The sequence below is a fragment of the Bacillus sp. AM1(2019) genome, from assembly GCF_009906915.1.
Taxonomy (GTDB): Bacteria; Bacillota; Bacilli; order Bacillales; family Bacillaceae; genus Bacillus; species Bacillus velezensis.
Map to the genome: position 1 here is coordinate 201,225 of NZ_CP047644.1, position 18,251 is coordinate 219,475.

Annotated in this window: 20 protein-coding genes and 3 tRNA genes; 22 read left to right on the forward strand and 1 reads right to left on the reverse strand. The window is 43.6% G+C overall.

Going from position 1 to position 18,251, the window contains the following annotated elements; all coding sequences use genetic code 11:
- Position 1 precedes the first annotated feature (1 nt).
- From GNE05_RS01240 to GNE05_RS01320, 18 genes are all read left to right on the forward strand, one after another.
- Entirely contained in the window at positions 2-5,308 is a 5,307-nt protein-coding gene (locus tag GNE05_RS01240) for a phage tail tape measure protein (protein ID WP_073982157.1), read from the forward strand.
- Positions 5,301-5,960 (forward strand): LysM peptidoglycan-binding domain-containing protein, encoded by a 660-nt coding sequence (locus GNE05_RS01245; RefSeq protein ID WP_025284113.1) that lies wholly within the window; start codon positions 5,301-5,303, stop codon positions 5,958-5,960. Before GNE05_RS01240 ends, GNE05_RS01245 begins: the two co-directional genes overlap by 8 nt.
- 13 nt (positions 5,961-5,973) lie before the next feature.
- On the forward strand, positions 5,974-6,954 hold the full coding sequence (locus tag GNE05_RS01250; protein WP_053285386.1) for an XkdQ/YqbQ family protein: 981 nt from the start codon (positions 5,974-5,976) through the stop codon (positions 6,952-6,954).
- The gene (locus GNE05_RS01255; protein ID WP_053285385.1) at positions 6,951-7,217 is read left to right on the forward strand and encodes a DUF2577 family protein; all 267 of its coding nucleotides are present in this window, start codon (positions 6,951-6,953) and stop codon (positions 7,215-7,217) included. Before GNE05_RS01250 ends, GNE05_RS01255 begins: the two co-directional genes overlap by 4 nt.
- Before the next feature lie 12 nt (positions 7,218-7,229).
- Positions 7,230-7,655 (forward strand): DUF2634 domain-containing protein, encoded by a 426-nt coding sequence (locus GNE05_RS01260; RefSeq protein WP_053285384.1) that lies wholly within the window; start codon positions 7,230-7,232, stop codon positions 7,653-7,655.
- A complete protein-coding gene (locus tag GNE05_RS01265; RefSeq protein ID WP_053285383.1) occupies positions 7,648-8,694 on the forward strand; it encodes a baseplate J/gp47 family protein in 1,047 nt (348 codons plus the stop codon). The genes GNE05_RS01260 and GNE05_RS01265 overlap by 8 nt, the downstream gene beginning before the upstream one ends.
- A complete protein-coding gene (locus tag GNE05_RS01270; protein ID WP_073982316.1) occupies positions 8,678-9,256 on the forward strand; it encodes a YmfQ family protein in 579 nt (192 codons plus the stop codon). Before GNE05_RS01265 ends, GNE05_RS01270 begins: the two co-directional genes overlap by 17 nt.
- Positions 9,253-9,525, forward strand: coding sequence for a hypothetical protein (locus GNE05_RS01275; protein WP_053285381.1), 273 nt, complete (start codon positions 9,253-9,255; stop codon positions 9,523-9,525). The genes GNE05_RS01270 and GNE05_RS01275 overlap by 4 nt, the downstream gene beginning before the upstream one ends.
- A 2-nt stretch (positions 9,526-9,527) precedes the next feature.
- Positions 9,528-10,625 carry a hypothetical protein gene (locus GNE05_RS01280; RefSeq protein WP_053285380.1) on the forward strand — a complete coding sequence of 366 codons (1,098 nt, stop codon included), beginning with the start codon at positions 9,528-9,530 and terminating at the stop codon, positions 10,623-10,625.
- An 11-nt stretch (positions 10,626-10,636) separates the two neighbouring features.
- Complete coding sequence (locus tag GNE05_RS01285; protein ID WP_053285379.1) at positions 10,637-10,975, forward strand: XkdW family protein; 339 nt, start codon at positions 10,637-10,639, stop codon at positions 10,973-10,975.
- Complete coding sequence (locus GNE05_RS01290; protein WP_053285378.1) at positions 10,972-11,136, forward strand: XkdX family protein; 165 nt, start codon at positions 10,972-10,974, stop codon at positions 11,134-11,136. Before GNE05_RS01285 ends, GNE05_RS01290 begins: the two co-directional genes overlap by 4 nt.
- A gap of 95 nt (positions 11,137-11,231) precedes the next feature.
- Entirely contained in the window at positions 11,232-12,134 is a 903-nt protein-coding gene (gene xepA, locus GNE05_RS01295; RefSeq protein WP_053285377.1) for a phage-like element PBSX protein XepA, read from the forward strand.
- A gap of 70 nt (positions 12,135-12,204) precedes the next feature.
- The gene (locus GNE05_RS01300; protein ID WP_025284124.1) at positions 12,205-12,483 is read left to right on the forward strand and encodes a hemolysin XhlA family protein; all 279 of its coding nucleotides are present in this window, start codon (positions 12,205-12,207) and stop codon (positions 12,481-12,483) included.
- A gap of 12 nt (positions 12,484-12,495) precedes the next feature.
- Complete coding sequence (locus tag GNE05_RS01305) at positions 12,496-12,759, forward strand: phage holin (RefSeq protein ID WP_053285376.1); 264 nt, start codon at positions 12,496-12,498, stop codon at positions 12,757-12,759.
- Between the two features lie 54 nt (positions 12,760-12,813).
- A complete protein-coding gene (locus tag GNE05_RS01310; RefSeq protein ID WP_053285375.1) occupies positions 12,814-13,968 on the forward strand; it encodes an N-acetylmuramoyl-L-alanine amidase in 1,155 nt (384 codons plus the stop codon).
- A 283-nt stretch (positions 13,969-14,251) separates the two neighbouring features.
- Positions 14,252-14,785: a hypothetical protein gene (locus GNE05_RS01315; protein ID WP_053285374.1), complete on the forward strand. Its 534-nt coding sequence runs from the start codon at positions 14,252-14,254 to the stop codon at positions 14,783-14,785.
- 24 nt (positions 14,786-14,809) lie between these two features.
- Complete coding sequence (locus GNE05_RS21105; protein ID WP_007410112.1) at positions 14,810-14,989, forward strand: hypothetical protein; 180 nt, start codon at positions 14,810-14,812, stop codon at positions 14,987-14,989.
- A gap of 135 nt (positions 14,990-15,124) precedes the next feature.
- Positions 15,125-16,252, forward strand: a complete 1,128-nt coding sequence (locus GNE05_RS01320; protein ID WP_021494571.1) for a Rap family tetratricopeptide repeat protein — start codon at positions 15,125-15,127, stop codon at positions 16,250-16,252.
- 177 nt (positions 16,253-16,429) lie between these two features.
- On the opposite strand, the gene GNE05_RS21110 is transcribed toward GNE05_RS01320, so the two are convergent.
- Positions 16,430-16,618 carry a hypothetical protein gene (locus GNE05_RS21110; RefSeq protein ID WP_053285373.1) on the reverse strand — a complete coding sequence of 63 codons (189 nt, stop codon included), beginning with the start codon at positions 16,616-16,618 and terminating at the stop codon, positions 16,430-16,432.
- A gap of 327 nt (positions 16,619-16,945) precedes the next feature.
- Between GNE05_RS21110 and GNE05_RS01325 the strand changes: the two genes are divergently transcribed.
- From GNE05_RS01325 to GNE05_RS01340, 4 genes are all read left to right on the forward strand, one after another.
- Positions 16,946-17,155 (forward strand): LexA family protein, encoded by a 210-nt coding sequence (locus GNE05_RS01325; protein ID WP_021494575.1) that lies wholly within the window; start codon positions 16,946-16,948, stop codon positions 17,153-17,155.
- Positions 17,156-17,737: 582 nt separating this feature from the next.
- Positions 17,738-17,812 (forward strand) — tRNA-Gly (locus GNE05_RS01330).
- 32 nt (positions 17,813-17,844) lie between these two features.
- A tRNA-Arg gene (locus tag GNE05_RS01335) sits at positions 17,845-17,921 on the forward strand.
- Between the two features lie 16 nt (positions 17,922-17,937).
- Positions 17,938-18,014, forward strand: a tRNA-Pro gene (locus GNE05_RS01340).
- Positions 18,015-18,251 lie beyond the last annotated feature (237 nt).

Genomic DNA, 18,251 nt, shown 5'->3' on the forward strand with positions numbered 1-18,251 from the left:
CATGGCGAAACTAACAGCCACATTTGATCTACACGATAAGATGACCAAAAAGCTCCGCAAAATACAAGGAAATGCTGAAAGACTTCAGAGGGCCGCTAATGGCCCTCTTGTTTTTGAAGCTGATGACCGGACACAACGGACCATACGGAGGATAGACCGCTCAGCTACCCAATTGACGCGGCGCCCCCGCTCTCTCGATGTCCGTCTCGATGATCAAGCTTCAGGAGGGTTAACTCGCATCAGGCGGCAGACTGAGGACATCACAGAAGGGGAACATGAGGTCAGGGTATCGGTGGATGACCGGGCGACCCCGCGTCTGCGTTTAATCAGGGGAAGTCTGTCTGATTTACAACGATCAGACGCAACGCCGACTGTCTCCGTCAGAGACCGCGCATCTGGGGATTTAAATTCTCTCCGACATCGCGTTTCAGATTTAGATGGATCTGAGGCAACGCCGACTGTGTCTATTAAAGACAAAGCTTCCGCTGCTCTCGATGCTATCGAGAAGAGGTTGGACAGCTTAAAGACTGTCACGATTACATTAGCGGCAGCGGGTGGATTATCAGGCGGCGCAATTATGAACTCCGGAAAAAATGCAATGGCTCAGGACGCCTATGTCTCAGCAACCTCAAACGTGAGCAAAAAAGATGCAGGACGGATGACTGACGACATTTTCTACAAAAACAAAGTCGGTGGATCCCGGGAGGAAGTAAGCTCAGCATTAAGGGGACTCTCGCAACTGACGGGGGCATCCGGCCGGGCGCTGGCGGAACTCACCGAGTCTTCAAGCAAAATCGCTCAATTGATGAATGCTGACCAAGCTGAAGTAGACCGGGCGTTCAGTGCTATGTATAACAACTTGAAAATGACTGGTAAAGAGAGCGGGGACACCATCGCTTACATTTACCGGAATGCTGGTGACCAGGCTGACGATTTGCTGGACACAATGAATGAATACAGTTCCACTTTCAAAGACATGAAGCTTACGGGCGGTCAAATCGCAAACGCCATGATAAAAGGGACCAAGGGCGGCGCCCGGAACTTCGACAACCTTGCCGACAGTATGCGTGAATTTAACATCCGTCGCACGGAGATGTCAGATAACCAAGTCGCCGCGTTTGAACAATTATTTGGCGGCAAAGAAACGCAAAAAATGTTCAAAGGCTTCAAAGACGGTTCTATCAGTGGACAGGAAAGCCTCTTTAAAGTGGCTGATGCGCTATCCAAGGTCAAAGACAAGACCAAGCGTGCTGCCATTGCAACTGAGCTTATCGGGACGCAGTACGAGGACTTAAAGCAGCCAATCCTTGATATGGCTGAGGGAATCGGCACAAGTGCGAAAACAACCGGCGAGCTAAACCGCAGCTTTACTCAGCTTCGGAATAACAATCCGATGACGCCTGTAAATGATGCTATTAGGGATTTTGAGAGTATATCAAAGGATATGGGAACCTCATTGTTAACCGGTCTTGGCCCTGCTTTTGATAAGATTAGTGACTTCCTGAACAGTAAAGAAGGCAAAGAAAAGCTGAAAGAGATTAAGAACGACATAACCGATCTTGGAGAAGCTGTCGGTGACAAGCTGAATAAGGCTATCGAATTTACAGTTAATCACTGGGATGAACTGAAAACAGGGTTTAAGGTTGTGGTCCCGCCTCTGATCGGTTTAATAGCTTATCTGAAGATTCTCCGTCCGATCCTGAAAGGAATAGGCACAGCCGGCGGCGATGCTGCCCGCGTCATAAAAAAACTGATTCCTTCACGAGCGGGTTCAGCATCCGCAGATCCCAATACGAGAAACGGTAGAAGAAACGGAAGGGCCGGCAGAGCAAGCCCAACGAGTATAGCAAGGAGCGGCAGTCTGACAGGCTGCTGTTGTGCTGGCGGTTTCGGCGGGGAAGGCCGGGGAAAAGGCAGATCATCTGGCCGACAAGGAGGCGCTGCCCGCAGGAATCCCGCTCGTGGGACAATCAGCGTGCCTGCTGATCGCTTAGGAAGAGAACGGGGGCGTACAGGGGCGGGCTCCGCTGCCGGTAGGGATGGAATTTCAACCACAAGAACAGAACTCCGGTCTGCCGGCCAGGCTTCGTCCAAAATGGGGAAAATCCTTAAACCGCTTTCCGGAGTTGGAAAGTTTGCGAAAGGAATCCCGGTACTTGGTACAGCGTTGGCGGCAACGGGGCTTATCGGTATGAATAAAGATAATGCCGGTGAAAAGCTCGGCTCTTTCGGGGGCAACATGGCAGGGGCGGCTGCAGGCGGGGCAACCGGCGCGGCAATAGGCTCTGTCGTTCCAGTTGTGGGAACAGCTGTCGGTGGATTAGTCGGCAGTGCTGTTGGCGGCATTGCGGGATCAGATGTAGGTTCGTCAGTGGGGCAGTGGTTTGATAAGGGCGGCATGTCAAAGACATGGGATAGCATCAAGACTGGCGGCGGAGATGCCTTTGCCTGGGTATCCGAAAAAGGGCAGGACGCCTTAGACTGGATCACCGACACCTGGGACGATCTATCATCTTGGTTTACGGACAACGTCTGGGACCCAATTGGTGATTGGGTCGGTGATACCCTTGACGACATAAAAAAGAAATTTGAAGACGGAAAAAAGTGGGTTACTGATACCTGGAATACAGTATCAAATTGGTTTGATAAGAATGTGTGGACGCCCATCTACAATACAGCTGTCCCGATTATCAATTTCGTAGTCGGCATTTTTGCTTTTGCTTGGGATGGCATCAAAAAGATATGGTCTATCGCCTCAACTTGGTTCATGGATAATGTTTGGAATCCAATGAGTAAGGCGGTAACCAGCGTGGCAAAATGGATCTGGACAAAGATCACTGATGCGTGGAATTGGATCTCCGATACATGGTCTACAGTCTCAACTTGGTTTATGGATAACGTTTGGAATCCAATAAGTGACGCTGTTGCGACTGTGGCCGGCTGGATACAAGCACATATTGATTATGCTCGAATCTGGATCCAATTAAAGTGGCTTCAAGTGGCGACATGGTTCTATGACAACGTCTGGAATCCAATCAGTACAGCAGTTAGTGATGTAGCAAACTGGATTTGGACGAAGCTTAATGATGCGTGGACTTTTATTTCGGACTTATGGTCAACTGTGTCAACTTGGTTCATGGACAATGTCTGGAATCCAGTAAGTGATGCGGTGACAACGGCAGCAAAGTGGATCTGGACGAAGCTTAACGATGCGTGGAATTGGATCTCCGATACATGGAATACGGTTTCCACTTGGTTCACTGAAAATGTATGGAACCCCATTGTCACAAAAGTGGAAAATGCTAAAAAATCAATCACGAAAAAGTTTGAGGATGCCAAAAACGCAGTTACCGGCGCTTGGGGAGGAATTGAGGCTTGGTTCAAAACAAATGTCGGTGATCCCCTGGGGAAAGTGGCCGACGGAATTAAAAAGAAGTTTGAGAAAACGTTTTGGTGGGTCATTAAACTTAAAGAGTTAGCCGACGCCGGTGGGGAGTTTATCGGTTCCATTATACATCGTGGTGAACAAGTCACTGGACTGCACCAAAAGGGGAAAACTTCAACAAACAACAATTCGGCAGGAACAGGAATTGGCTTAGCTCGTACGCAACAACAGCCTGCAAATAGTGTTTTTCCGCCAAAACAAAAAAGCGTACTGCAAAAGAATGCCACAGGCGGCTTCATCACAAAGCCTACTATTTCATGGATCGGTGAAGCCGGTAAGGAGTTTGTTATCCCCGTCGATAATAATCGTGGTCGCGGTAAGATGCTTCTTTCACAGGCGGCTTCTAAGCTCGGCATGAGTGTTGTGGACGATATGGCTGCAGCTTCAAGCGGCGGTGGTGAATCTTCTGTTTCTCCATTATCCAGTGGTGCGGCAGTTTCCGCTTCTGTCTCTCCAACAGTAGACACGTCCAGCCTGAATGACCAGGCAGCTACATTTGGTCAACAGTTCTCACAAGGCTTTGATCAAGGTATAAGCGACAATGTTGTGTCTATGGATGCTTGGAAACAGAAAAACGTTGGTCAGCCTATGAACAGCTTAATTTCCTACTCGCCGAATTATGGGAAACAGGTTATCAATGGGTTTGCCAGTGGCCAGAACAGCACTGCGACAGGTACGGATGGATTTCTGCAAACCAAAGTCAAAACCCCTTTCCAAAATACTGTTAACAAATCAGGGTCATGGGGAAGCGGGACGGTGAAGGGATTCGCTTCCGGCCAGAACAGTACGGATCCCGGCACTGCCCAGTATGTCAGCTCTCGTATAGAAAAGCCTTTTCTCCGTTCTAAAGAGTCCTCCAACGGATGGGGGAGCGGAATGATCGGCAACTTTATTACTGGGATGGCATCCAAGGGCAGCGAAGTATCTGAAGCCGCGAAGGAACTTGCTAAAAAAGTAGAAAAAGCATTCCGTGAGGAGCTTGATATCCATTCGCCTTCCCGTGTCATGATGAGTCTTGGCCGCTTTGCATCAGTAGGGGTTGTTAAAGGTCTCGGCTCAGTCGATGTGAAAAAGTTTGCCGAAAAACAAGCGGGTTCACTTGCGGCTGCCTATTCCGGAATGGGGGCAGTCAGCGGCAACGTGAAGGAATGGCTAATGTCTGCAATGATCGCAACTAAAACTCCATTCAGCTGGCTTCCGGGCTTGATGACAATTGCACAGAATGAATCAGGCGGCAACCCTAATTCCATTAACTTATGGGACAGCAATGCCAAAGCCGGCCACCCGTCACAAGGGTTAATGCAGACGATCCCAAGCACCTTTGAATCTCATAAGGCGCCGGGAATGAATGATATCAGCAACCCAATTCACAACGCTGCTGCCGCTATCGGCTATATTAAAAGCAGATACGGATCGATAAACAATGTGCCCGGGATTAAGAGCCTGGCGCGCGGCGGCCCATACGTCGGTTATGCCAATGGTGGTTTGATCACTAAGGAGCAGATCGCCCGTGTTGGTGAAGGGAATAAACGGGAGTGGATCATTCCTGAAGAGCGGGGCATCCGCGGCCGTTATTTGCTTGGTCGTGCCGCTCAAGCGCTTGGAATGGAGGTAACTGATCCTGCGCAGACGGGAACAACTGAACTCTCTTCCGGGAAAGTATCTGCGGCCACCTCGGGCGGCACGCAGACAGCGGTTGCCGCTTCCGGCAGCAAAGAAATTGTAATTCAACTTAACGGCGATCAACATTTTTATAACAATCAAGACGCCGATAGCCTCGTGGCCAAAATCAAACAAGCTCTGATAGATGAATTAGAGAAGGATATCAATACCGGAACGAAAGGAGTCGTAGCTTTTGACTAAGTCTGTTTATGAGTTTTGGATATCACAGGGTAAGGACAGGCTGCGGCTGCCCGTCCTTCCGGAACAGATCGACATATCTGATACGATTCAAAATGACTCTGTAAAGGTTGCCCGCTTCGGTGAGATTACCTTTATAGATAATCCTGGAGCGAAAGAAATTTCGTTCTCTTCCTTTTTTCCAAAGAAGCATAGTCCGCTCTCCGAATATAAAGGGTTTCCTTCCCCAGAAAACGCAATTGCAAGAATAGACAAATGGTTGAAATCGAAAAAGCCTGTTCAGTTTTTGATTACCGGAACAAAAATAAACTTAACCTGCAGCATTGAGGCTTTTTCGCACAGTGAGGGACAAAAGGACATAGGGGATCGAGATTTTGAAATCAAGCTGAAGGAATACAGGACCGCTTCACCCCGGAAGATAAAACAAAAGAAGAAAACAAAGAAAAAACGGCCGTCAAAATCTGCTCCCAAAACATATACCGTGAAAAAAGGGGATACTCTTTGGGATCTGGCGGGCAAATTCTATGGGAACAGCATGCAATGGCGGAAAATATGGAATGCCAATAAAACGGCAATGATTAAACGCAGCAGAAGAAACATCAGGCAGCCGGGCCACTGGATATTCCCCGGACAAAAATTAAAGATTCCGCAATAGCAGGTGATGACACATGATTGAGCTTTTTGTCATTAAAGAAACAGAATGGCTTGAGCTGGTAACAGAGACAGTCTCTCTTGAAGGACAGCGATATCAAGCGCCGCGTTCAATCACGGCCACGATCATAACAAAGCAAGGAAATCACTCTTATTACAGCGTAACTGAAGGCGATACCGTTCTATTCAAGTGGAAAGGTAAAGAGTTATTCCGCGGCATTGTGTTTTCCCGTAATCCGGATGATCATAAATTGACTTTTACGGCTTATGACATGCTTCAATATCTGGTAAAGAACAAAGATGTTTACGTCTTCTCAAATCAGCGTGCTGATCAAATAGTAAAGCGGCTGGCTCGAGATTTTCAGATTCCCGCCGGGTCTATCACAAAAACAGCCTATACTATTAAATCATTGGTCTTTAAAGATGATACAAGCCTTTATGACATGATATTAAAGGCATTGAAGCAAACAAAAAAACAGACCGGTCATAATTATCAGTTATATGCCTCAAAGGGTAAGCTTTGTCTCAGGGCTTGGCCTGACCCGTCGGAAGTTTGGGTGTTAGAGACAGGCGTAAACATCACAGGATACCAGTATAGCACCTCAATTAATGAGACAGCTACGAAGGTCAAACTCCGGCGCCAGAAAGACAATAAGACGTATACTGCCACTGCAAAAGATAATTCAGGAATTAATAAATACGGGGTTCTGCAGTATGTGGAAACTGTCTCGGATAATATTAATCAGGCGCAGCTTCAGCAGCGAGCGAACGTACTCCAATCACAGAAAAAAGGTGTGAAAAAGGAATTAAAGAGTATTCAAGCTATTGGTATTCCTGACTTGCAGAGCGGGCTTCCGGTGTATATTTCTATTCCGGAAGTGGGGGTCAAGAAAACATATTGGATTGATTCTGACAAGCACGAATTTAAAGGCAGCTCCCACACGATGACAATTGATGTGGTTGAGAAAAACACAATCCCGGACGGGGCTTCATCATGAGGTTAAGTGAAGCAATTAAACATCTGGCTATCGGTGCTGTTGGTTCTGAGTCGCCGGTGGATATGCTGCCGGCTGAAGTCGTTTCTGTTTCCCCTGTTGAAATTAAGCTCAATGAAAACGAAAAATTGATCATTCCTTCTGACTTAATTATTATCCCTAAACGCCTGCGCGCCGGGGGAGAAGATGAGCTTAAAAACGGTGAGAATGTAATGGTTGTCTCCTTAAAAGGCGGACAATCATTTTTTATTCTCGACAAAATATAGGGGGTGCGTGGGTTGGCCCTTTCACCAGAAATAGTATTTGATGATTTTGAAGATGACAGCGAAGCAATAGAGACATCGCGCACATATAGAATTGACTTTGAAAATGGGCGAATTACTAATGAGCTGATCGCAGGACTTGAGGCAATTAAACAATTTGTTTATATGGCCCTGCATACAGAGCGGTATTCCTATTCTGTTTTCAGTCATGACATTGGTAATGAGCTTCAAGAGGTTCTTTCTGATAACGAGACAACAGATGCATATAAAAAAATGGAGATCCCGAGGCTGATCGAAGAAGCTTTAATTTATGATGATCGAATTTCTTCTGTCACTGATTTTGAGATTGATAAATCAGGTGATAGGTTCATAGTTTCTTTTATCGTAGAGACAGACGAGGGCACGCTGGAGATCGAGGAGGTGCTTGGCGAGGATGTTTGAAGATCAAACGTTTGAGGAGATTATGGATCGTATGCTGTCCCGTATCTCTGCGGATATTGATACAAGAGAAGGCAGCGTCATTTACAATGCGCTCGCGCCTGCGGCCGCTGAGCTCGCAAAGTCTTATATTTGGCTTGATACCGTGCTGGAGCTCGTGTTTTCCGATACGGCTCAGGGCGAATTTCTGGACAGGCGGGCTGCTGAAGCGGGGATTGAAAGAACGGCGGCCACAAAAGCTGTAAGGGCGGGCGAATTCACATCAGGGGTGAAAATTCCTGCGGGTTCCCGCTTCTTTGTTGATAATCTCTATTTTCAATATACAGCGGATGGAACATTAGAATGTGAAACGGCCGGTGAAGCTGGTAATGCAAATATCTCCGGACAAAATCTTTTGTCGCTCGATACGATACCAGGACTTCAAAAGGCGATAGTGAAAGAGATCCTGATTCCTGGCCGCGAAGAGGAAGACGACAATAATTTGAGAGAACGCTATTTTACCCGCGTGCGCCGAGAAGCCGTAAGTGCTAATAAAGAGCATTATAAGCAGTGGGCGGAAGAAGTGGACGGAGTGGGTAAAGCGAAGGTCTTCCCGCTTTGGAAGGGAGACGGCACTGTCAAGATTGTGGTGACGGATGCTAAGCTGGAACCGGCTTCGGATATTCTGATAACAAAGGTCAGTGACTATATTGATCCGGAGCCCGGACAAGGAGAAGGCCAGGCGCCAATCGGTGCGTTTGTGACTGTAGAAAGTGCAGAATGGAAAGAGATTGAGATTTCCGCCTCTGTGCTGCCTGAAATCAATAGTTCGATTGACCAAGTTAAAGATGAAATAGAAGCGGGGGTCCTGAATCTTTTCAAGAAGATGGCCTTTGAAGATAATGTGATCCGGCTCTCTCAAATTAACAACATCGTGTATAATTCGCCATCCGTGAGCGATTACTCTGATATTAAAATTAACGGATTGGCTGAAAATTTGGTTCTGGATGATATTGAAATCCCTAAGCTCAGGCAGGTGACGATCGTTGAGCAAACTCGATGAAATGACGGCTTACCTGCCACCGTTCTTAACAAAGTTGAAAGAAATGACTCAAATCCTTCAGACAGAAGCACCGGAATTTGAAAAGCAAAATGAGGGCATCTTTGATCTGACAGATCAGCTGTTTGTCACAACAGCTACCTGGGGGCTTGAACGCTGGGAAAAAATATTAAATGTGCCGCGCGAGTCGGGTGATACGTATGAGATTCGCAGGCTGCGCCTGATTTCCAAAATGTCCAATATTCCTCCGGCAACATATTTGGCCATCGAGCGGGCGCTTAACAGGTTCTTGAAAAATCCGTCTGCCTGCGTCCGTCTGATTCCTGGAGAGTATCACTTTAACGTTGATATTGATATAGATGATCTGCAGCACATGACTGAGCTTATTGAGACGTTAGAGAACATGAAGCCGGCACATTTGGCTTACACACTCAGGCCGGCCTTTAATGAGAGTCTGCAAATAAAGGATACAGTGATATTGAATCACAGGAGATACCGTAAAGTGAGTGAGCTTCGCGTAGGTTATTCCGTAACTCTTAATAACAATGAGGTGATCTTGACATGATTTCAGAAGCATATAGAGAGCGAACTGCTGCAGATTTAAAAGATCGAATCAGCAAAGTGCTGCTGAATGGAAAAGAGACTGAAATCGTGGAGCTTTCGATCAGTGGCGCGGTGGTTACGGTGCTCACACATCGTGAAGAGGATATTAAGCACATTGAATCAGTGCAGATCATTGATGACTTGGGAAATGTGATTACTGAACGAAAGACTGATTTAAATGTCAGTGATAACAGAACGTTAGATTTTAGGTTTACTTTTGAGGTGGTATAAGAATGGCTTACGAAGCAAAAACAAATTGGCTTCCAGACGACCCGATTAACGAAGGTGATGTTAACCGCTGGGAAAAAGGAATAAAAGACGCCCATACGGACCTTGCATCTCATAAAAACGACATGAATAACCCGCATAAAACGACAAAGGGACAAGTCGGCCTCGGGAACGTGGACAACGTGCAGCAGGCTCCGAAACGAGACTTTGATATTCATGTGAATGATGCTGAACTTCATATCAATAAAGAAGAGCGGGAAAACTGGAACAACAAAGAAACCCCTGAAGGAGCAAAAGAAAAAGCTAAGCAGGCATTGACTGATGCTATCAATTATGTGGATTCCAATTTCAAAAACGAGAACCTAATTTGCATTCGTGATGGAGATGAAAGAGCGATCGTCGATGCAAGAACACCAGGCACTGATTACCCTGAAGGAATAACTTTTATGGGTATCTATGAGGGCAATGACACAGGCTACCCTCTTGGCTATGGCTTAATTAAAAATGAAAATTTAAACAAATGGCGCTTTGCTCAGTATTTCTATGGTAATGGCGATGGAACAAAGAGGAAGAATATCGGGACATGGATCCGCCATTGGTGGGATAGTACAGGCTGGACAAAATGGGAAAAGATATCAGGTTTTGCTCACGCAAGTGTGGGAGTATCCGATGTTCAATATTTAAAGCAGATTGATCACACCAAGATAGCTTTTAATCGAAAAATAAAAGACAGTCATGATGCTTTTGATATTAAAAATAATAGATTTGTCGCGCCGAATGATGGAATGTACTTGGTGAATGTTGGGCTTTATATGATCAATTACGCTATGTATATCAACTTTCATTTGAAGGTGTATCTGAACGGAAAAGAGTATAAAACCCTTGACCACTATAGAGGATATTTTGATAACGGCAAAGAAATGAATTTAGGGTTAAACGGAACAGCCACTATTCCAATGAACAAGGGCGATTATGTGGAAATCTTCTGCTACTGTAATTATGGCGGAGATGAAACCGTCAAGAGAGGCATTACTGATAAGAATGATGTTTACAACTTCTTTGATATTCAAGAAGTTGGAGGATTAAATTATGCCAATGTGTGAGGAGGTAAAAAATGAATATAGGTGAAGCAATCCTTTATAAATATCCCGATGCCGATCCGACTAAAGATTTTATCATTCAGAATAATGGCGATGGTACCCCCTCTTACATTGCACGATGGAATATCCGGGCTCCTATCCCTACAGAAGCGGATTTACAAGCTTGGTGGGACGAATTAAAACAAAATCCGCCATTTGAACTGCCTGATCAAATTCAATTACTGGCACAGAAGCTTTCGGAAGAAAAACTGGCCCGTAAACAGCTTGAAGAATTAAATCAAACACTTGGACGGCAGCTATCGGAACTAAAGCTCGCCATTATGTCATGGATAGAGAGGGATGAATCAAAATGAATTATTGGGTATTGGCACTATATTATAAATGGGCCACTCCGGAGATGGTGAAAAAGGCAATGTATTACGACGATTGTTCTGCAGCCGATTTACAGCAGGGCGTTGAAAAGAAGCTCGTTACCCCGGAACAGTATATAGAGATCACTGGTAAAGCCTTATAGGCTTTTTTATTTTGCCTTGAAGGGGGTGAGACGTTGTCATAAGTTTGAAAAAAATCTGCTCAAATAAATAAAAACTTTTATGAAGGAGGACAATTATGTCATCTTTAGGATTTACCTTTCCAACGGATGCCGCGGGAAAGCCGGGCGCAGTAAAACCATTTAGAGAAGGGAAAAGCGACTTTGTTGAGCCAGTTGCAGATATTTCAGGAACAGCAGAACTTCTGACTAATGCAACGTTAAAGGCCACAGATTCTTATAGCCAATACGGCCAGGATAGATTGGGACCGATCTTAATTTCTAAAATCAAAGGCGCTGCATATTCAGATCGTGAAGGGACTTTATTTATCGAGCAAAGTAACGATAATGTTTCATGGTCCACCATCACATCATTAGAAGTGAAAGCCAATACTCTATCAGAGACTGATTGGGTCGATTTATCACAGAGATACTACCGCTTCAGATATGCGAATGGTAACCTGCAACAATCAGAATTTTTACTGTATCAGTCGCTCGGGGCAGGCCAGGGAGATGTGAAGATTCGGGATTCAGTCTCAATTGAATCTGATAAACCGCTCCCGCTTGAATTTACATCAAGCAATGTAACCAAAGACGGCCGCTTAAAGGTAGAAACCCAAGGAATCGCGATTAATCCGGCTGATTTTGAAAGTGTACAGGCTAAAACAGCCGATATCGTTTTTCATGACAAAGTGGAGACCCCAGGTGAGGGGAATATTTTGAAAGTCGGTTCCTTTAAAACATTATTGATTGAAGTCTATGGCACGGCTGATACAAGTGAATTGAAGTTCTGGGGGAAATCTCTTTCAGGAACAAAACGCCCGCTGCGCGGCCAAAAAGTTGACGACGGCACTCTGGCTATAAGCACAGTCGGGAAGTCAGAAGCTTGGACTTTTGATATTACAGGATTCAAAGAGATCGTGATGGAGATTACCGCTTTAAATAATGGGAACTTTTCCGTAAAAGGGACAGCCGTCTCATAAAATAGCGGCTGTCCTTTTTAATTGCCTCATACAGGAGGTGAAAACGATGTAATAAAAGGGGGGCGTACTAATGTCAGAAGTGACGGAGGTACCAGATGTGCATGTATTACAAAAAGAGATAATGGAAATGAAGACAGGTCAGAAAGCAATCGAACAGCGCGTAAATGTTCTTGAACGCGTTTCCGATAGGCAAGACCAGCAGATCATGACATTAAACGAAAAACTCAACAAGATCGAAGAGAACACAACTTGGATCAAGCGCACAATCACTGGCGCTATCATTACAGCGGTATGCACTGGCATTATTGGCGGCGCAATCGCTATTTTTTATACTGTTTTGCAGAAATAAGGAGGAAAATACATGAAAAAATTTGAAAAAGGCACGGTCGTCCGGACGGTGCTTCTTTTAATTGCGCTTATTAACCAAACAATGTTGATGTTTGGCAAATCACCTTTGGATATCACAGACGCACAAGTGAATCAGCTTGCTGATGCGCTGTACACTGCCGGCTCTGTAATATTTACTATCAGCACTACGCTTGTAGCATGGTTCAAAAACAACTATGTGACTGAAAAAGGCCAAAAGCAAAGAGCCGTTTTAAAACAGCACGATTTGACCAAGTAAGGGCTACCGTTCGGCGGCCTTTTTATATTTCAAAACAGAATAGGAGAGATTTTTATGTCAGCATACAGAAACCAATATATTGATATTAATAAATGGACGCGGCCGGGAATCAAAAATAACGGCGTGAAGAAACTGGTGGTGCATTACACGGCAAACCCCGGCGCGCCCGCTGCCAATCATTATAGATACTTTGGTCAAACGCTCCCCGCACAGAACAGAAATCTGTCTGAGAAGAAACAGACGTTTGCATCTGCACATATCTTTGTCGATCGTACAGAGGCTATTTGTATCATTCCGTTGAATGAGGTGGCCTATCATGCGAATGACGTTCAGCAATTCGTCAACGGGCAGCCTTACCGAGGTGTCGCGGCGCTGAAGCCGAATGCGAATTTCTTATCTATCGGCGTGGAGCTTTGCATTGAAAAGAACGGCACTTTCCATCCGGATACCATTGCTCGTGCAGAACAAGTTTGTGCCGAGCTGTGCAAAATGTATAAACTTGATCCAATCAGTGACATTGTTCGACATTACGACATTACACATAAAATCTGCCCGGAGCCGTGGGTAAGCAACTCTAAAGGGTTTGCCGATTTTAAGACCCGTGTTGAAAAGCGAATGGATGGTGTGGTTGTAACGGCGCCTGTATCAAATCCGGATGTCACCCATACAGACACAGGAAGATTCATCAAAAACACGGTGGTTTCAAGCGATGGCCTTGTTTTACGTACACAACGGAGCGCCTCTTCTTCCATGGTGCTTAACCTGCCGAATGGCACGGTTGTAAAATATCAGCTTGGATCAACTGTCAACGGATGGGGATATGTTGAATACACCAATTCAAAAGGCCAGACATTCCACGGATATGTGAATGTCTCCTATATCAAAAGCGATAATGAGCTGAAAAGCGGCGGCAAGAAGAAAGTAACAGCCTCAAAGCCAAAAAAACAAAAATCAAAATTCAGCCTACCTGCTGGCATTTTTAAAGTGACAAGCCCCTTAACAAAGGGACCCGCCGTGAAACAGATTCAGACAGCACTGGCGGCTCTCTATTACTATCCGGACAAAGGGGCGAAGAATAACGGAATAGATGGTGCATACGGACCGAAGACAGCAAATGCAGTCAAACGGTTCCAGTCCATGTATGGATTGACTGCGGATGGTATTTACGGACCGAATACGAAAACGAAGCTTGAGTCCCTTCTTAAATAAAAAATGCCCTTCCAATTGGAAGGGTCCCATTTTTGATCTTCTTTATTACAATACGTTAGATGCCTCATTTTATATTGGAAATCCCCAGTACAAACACCCTCAAGATATTAGGATAAGAGAATCGTATCAATTTAGAAAAATATCGCTAAGGAAATCCAAAGGTTAAAAGAGAAATAGAGAGTTCGACAATGAAAATTTGTAAAATATGGTTGTTTGTTGTGGTTGGAAATGATATAACAATAATAGGTAATTCAAATCATTTCCAAAGGAGGAGTTGTTAAACTTGGGTACTTTAAAGAAAAATTGGAAGTCTGTTGTTGCTTTGCTTTGTGCTTTAGCTGTATCTCTAGCGGTATTTACGCCTTTTGCAAATGCTAAAACTTTATCTGAAGAGGATCAATTAGCACAAGATATGCAGTTCATTTTTGATGAAGCATCCCTTCTTAAAGATGGGAAGTACATCGTGAATGAGCAATTAGTCTCTGAAAAATTCGGTCCTGAGAACGTTGCGTCTATTGTTGCCTTTGTTAAAATGGTTAATGGGGATAAACTTACTGAAGAAGATTTAAAAGGTGTTCCGAACCCAGACGGTGACTTCTCAACAGCATCTTATATGGGTTGCTTAAAACAAAAAATCATCGACTTCACTGGGATTGGCTTTATTTCCGGAGGCCTGCAAAAATTACTTGAAAAAAAAATGTGGAAAGAAGCGGCTATTCAAATCATAAAAATTGTAGGGAAAAATGCAGTTAGAGGTGGAGTTGTTGGTTTAGCCGCGAGTCTCGCGTGGTTCAGTGTACGCTGTATAGGACAATAAGGATAATTGAAGGGATGGATTGACATGAATAGTATTAGGTACATATTGTATTTTGTGATTTCTTTCGTTTTACAACTTCTCTGGTTCTTCTTAGTAAAAGAAAATTCTAATGTAACTATACTAGACATGTTGATTATGTCTCTGTTATTCACATTATTTATGTTCATCTTAGATAAATTTCTCAAAAAAAAGCAGGCTGCATAAGGCCTGCTTTTTTTGTTGTAGACTTAAAACTCAAAACTAAGATTTATGATCAAGCCGAATGGAATTTTGCGGTTTTTTTTCGTTTAAACATAATTTGGAAATGTTAGAATATTATATAAAAGGAGGAGTGGCCTTGTGAGTTCTGTTTTACCATCATCAGAGGTAGGCGTTAAGATTAATGAATGGTACAAAATGATACGTCAGTTCAGTGTTCCGGATGCGGAGATTTTGAAAGCGGAAGTGGAACAAGAAATCAATGAGATGGAAGAAGACGAGTATCTACTGATTTACTACACCCTCATGAAATTCCGCCATCAGCTCATGCTGGATTATTTAGAACCGGTGACTACCCGTGTGAGACCGACAATTGACGAGCTGCTGGAAAAAATCGAAGCGTCAAATAAAGGAATTTCCGGCCTGCTGTGCTATTATTCTTTATTTTTCCGCGGCATGTATGAATTTGATCAAAAGCAGTATGTAAAGGCGATCGGCTTTTATAGAGAGGCTGAAAAACAACTCGTTCATGTGCATGATGAAATTGAGAGAGCGGAGTTTCATTTTAAACTGGCTGAAGCATATTACGGTATGAAACAAAGCCACGTCTCTATGCATCACGTAAAGCAAGCGCTCGATATTTACGATCAGTATGAGTTGTATAAGGTCCGGAAAATTCAATGTCTATTTGTCATATCAGGGAATTATATTGATTTTAAGCGTTATGAGAAGAGTCAGCCGCATCTTGAAAAGGCTCTTGAATTATCAAAAGAGTTAGATAACAAGAGATTGATTAGTTCTGCCCTTTATAATTTGGGTACAAATTTCGGAGATAGGGGCGACTATGAAAAGGCTGAGATATTTTTAAGGCAAGCAGTTGAGATAACCGAAAAAGCAAAACTGAGCAACTTGCCGCACTCTTTATTTTCTTATGCAAAATTCCTTTTTAAACAGGGGAAAATGGCTGAGGGTATCCAAGCAAGCAAAAAAGGTTTGTCGGCCGCGGTATATCAAGGCGATAAGCTTTTTGAAAATCTTCAGGGGTATCTGAAGGCACTTTATGTGGATGCAGTGGATCAACAGGGAGTTAATGAAACAATTGAGTATCTGGAGAAGAATAAGAATTACTCATATGTTGAAGATATTGCCTGCGAAACTGCATCTGTTTACGCAGATTCAAGGGAGTTTGAGAATTCTTATTTTTATCATAAAAAAATGGTTGATACGCAAACACAAATTCAAAGGGGAGAGTGCCTGTATGAATTTTAAAAAGAGTATCTTCATCGTCCTAGGTCTGTCATTGACTTTAGTATGTGGATTGGGTATGAACTCAGTAGAAAAACAAGCACAAGATACAATCAAAGTAGCTTCAGATCGCCTTCAAACTTGAATAGCTTACGCCTTTTCTTCGGAAAAGGCTTTTTTAGTTTCCTCATTATAATGTATTCAAAACATCCATCTGTTTTTTTTCTTATTCCATTTCAACATCCGCTGCCGCATAAGGTTCTTGACCGCTTCACGTATAGTCTGTTCATCTTTACCGGTTTTCCTCTTCAACTCATCCAAGGAGGGATCTTTCCCGAATTGGGTCATGTTAAAGATTATCCGGTACACTTTCCGCTCGAAATCATTCATTCGAAATACCTCCTCGAGTAAATAATACCAGAACAAACATTCCCTTTTCAACTTGATGTAGAACAAAGGTTCGTATAAAATAATAGTAAAGAAGGAGGGGGCGCAGCTTGCATTCATTGTTAAACCGCTCATTAAATGAAAAATCAACGCTGGACATGATCTACATAAAGAATGATGGGACAATATCGAAGAGAGCAATCATAGTACATCAAATCAAGAATCAATACATTCGTGCGTTCTGTTTTAAAAGTAGACAGACAAAAACTTTCAGGATGGATAATATTCTCGCTGTGGCCCCCTCTAATTATAGAAGGGGAATCAGCAATCATGCGTAATCTTACAAAAAGGCAAGAAGATGCTTTAAACGCGATATCGAATTTCTTAAATCAGTATGGAGTGGCCCCAACACATCGGGAGTTAATGGAGGAACTTGGTTTGCGGTCCACCAGTTCGGTAAAGGGGCTGCTGGATAGGTTAAGAGAAAAGAATTACGTAACATGGCAAGAAGGATTACCGCGGACAATTAAATTATTATAAGGAAGAGCCCTGGATAAGTAAGGGCTCTTTTTTATTGCGGCGAAACCTGGATGTAGGTGGCTAGGGTGGCAAAGAGGTGGCAAATACGATTAGTCGCCTTCTTTTTAAATTGGTCTAAATCATTTTAACGTTTATCAAAACCTTGTTATAACAGTGATTATCCGACTAAACATTTCTAAGACTTTAACTGAACACTTCCATGGTAAGGAAGAGGTCAGCGGTTCGAGCCCGCTTGGAAGCTTATCTAAATACGTTGATCTGAAGCAGTTTCCGCGCGTTATGGAACTGTTATTTTTTGTTTAGTTCAGTAAATATCTGTTGCTGATTGTACCAGTTAAGGTATAGGTATTTAGCGCGTCTTCTGATGAAGCCTTTCTTCAAGGATGCAAAAGAGATTAACATAATTAATTGTTAAACGGTATTGACTTTTATCAAAACCTTGATATAATTACTTTTGTCATAATGAACAGTATGCTTTAGATTAGTCTGCGGGTTATACCGTTTGGAGTTTTACTGAATAAATAACAATACAGTTTTTGGTTATCTGATGCTGTATTCTGGCTGTACATTACATTTTTACTTGCGGAAGTAGTTCAGTGGTAGAACATCACCTTGCCAAGGTGGGGGTCGCGGGTTCGAATCCCGTCTTCCGCTCCATTTTATCCCAACGGGATATTGTGAAATTGATTGCGCCCGTAGCTCAATTGGATAGAGCGTTTGACTACGGATCAAAAGGTTAGGGGTTCGACTCCTCTCGGGCGCGCCATAATATATTTAAAAATCGGGAAGTAGCTCAGCTTGGTAGAGCACATGGTTTGGGACCATGGGGTCGCAGGTTCGAATCCTGTCTTCCCGACCATTCTCAAACTATAAAGATAATATACTGGTTTTCTTTTTTTCTCTTTTTTTTAAAAAATGCTTGATTTATAGAGAGGAACCGTGGTATATTATTAAACGTCGCTGATGAACAGCAGACAACAACAAAAAGCTTCGGAAACAACTTAAAAAAAGTTGTTGACATAAAAGAAGCTGAGTGGTAAGATAATAAAGCTGCTTCAACAAGCGGTAATGATCTTTGAAAACTAAACAAGACAAA

Excerpts from the sequence above, each read along its gene's own strand:
- GNE05_RS21105 (WP_007410112.1), top strand. The coding sequence starts at position 14,810 with ATGAATAGTATTAGGTACATATTGTATTTTGTGATTTCTTTCGTTTTA.
- GNE05_RS01275 (WP_053285381.1), top strand. The coding sequence starts at position 9,253 with ATGATTTCAGAAGCATATAGAGAGCGAACTGCTGCAGATTTAAAAGAT.
- GNE05_RS01325 (WP_021494575.1), top strand. The coding sequence starts at position 16,946 with ATGCGTAATCTTACAAAAAGGCAAGAAGATGCTTTAAACGCGATATCG.
- GNE05_RS01265 (WP_053285383.1), top strand. The coding sequence starts at position 7,648 with ATGTTTGAAGATCAAACGTTTGAGGAGATTATGGATCGTATGCTGTCC.
- GNE05_RS01285 (WP_053285379.1), top strand. The coding sequence starts at position 10,637 with ATGAATATAGGTGAAGCAATCCTTTATAAATATCCCGATGCCGATCCG.
- GNE05_RS21110 (WP_053285373.1), bottom strand. The coding sequence starts at position 16,618 with ATGAATGATTTCGAGCGGAAAGTGTACCGGATAATCTTTAACATGACC.
- GNE05_RS01305 (WP_053285376.1), top strand. The coding sequence starts at position 12,496 with ATGAAAAAATTTGAAAAAGGCACGGTCGTCCGGACGGTGCTTCTTTTA.
- GNE05_RS01255 (WP_053285385.1), top strand. The coding sequence starts at position 6,951 with ATGAGGTTAAGTGAAGCAATTAAACATCTGGCTATCGGTGCTGTTGGT.
- GNE05_RS01240 (WP_073982157.1), top strand. The coding sequence starts at position 2 with ATGGCGAAACTAACAGCCACATTTGATCTACACGATAAGATGACCAAA.
- GNE05_RS01280 (WP_053285380.1), top strand. The coding sequence starts at position 9,528 with ATGGCTTACGAAGCAAAAACAAATTGGCTTCCAGACGACCCGATTAAC.
- GNE05_RS01250 (WP_053285386.1), top strand. The coding sequence starts at position 5,974 with ATGATTGAGCTTTTTGTCATTAAAGAAACAGAATGGCTTGAGCTGGTA.
- GNE05_RS01300 (WP_025284124.1), top strand. The coding sequence starts at position 12,205 with ATGTCAGAAGTGACGGAGGTACCAGATGTGCATGTATTACAAAAAGAG.
- xepA (WP_053285377.1), top strand. The coding sequence starts at position 11,232 with ATGTCATCTTTAGGATTTACCTTTCCAACGGATGCCGCGGGAAAGCCG.
- GNE05_RS01310 (WP_053285375.1), top strand. The coding sequence starts at position 12,814 with ATGTCAGCATACAGAAACCAATATATTGATATTAATAAATGGACGCGG.
- GNE05_RS01290 (WP_053285378.1), top strand. The coding sequence starts at position 10,972 with ATGAATTATTGGGTATTGGCACTATATTATAAATGGGCCACTCCGGAG.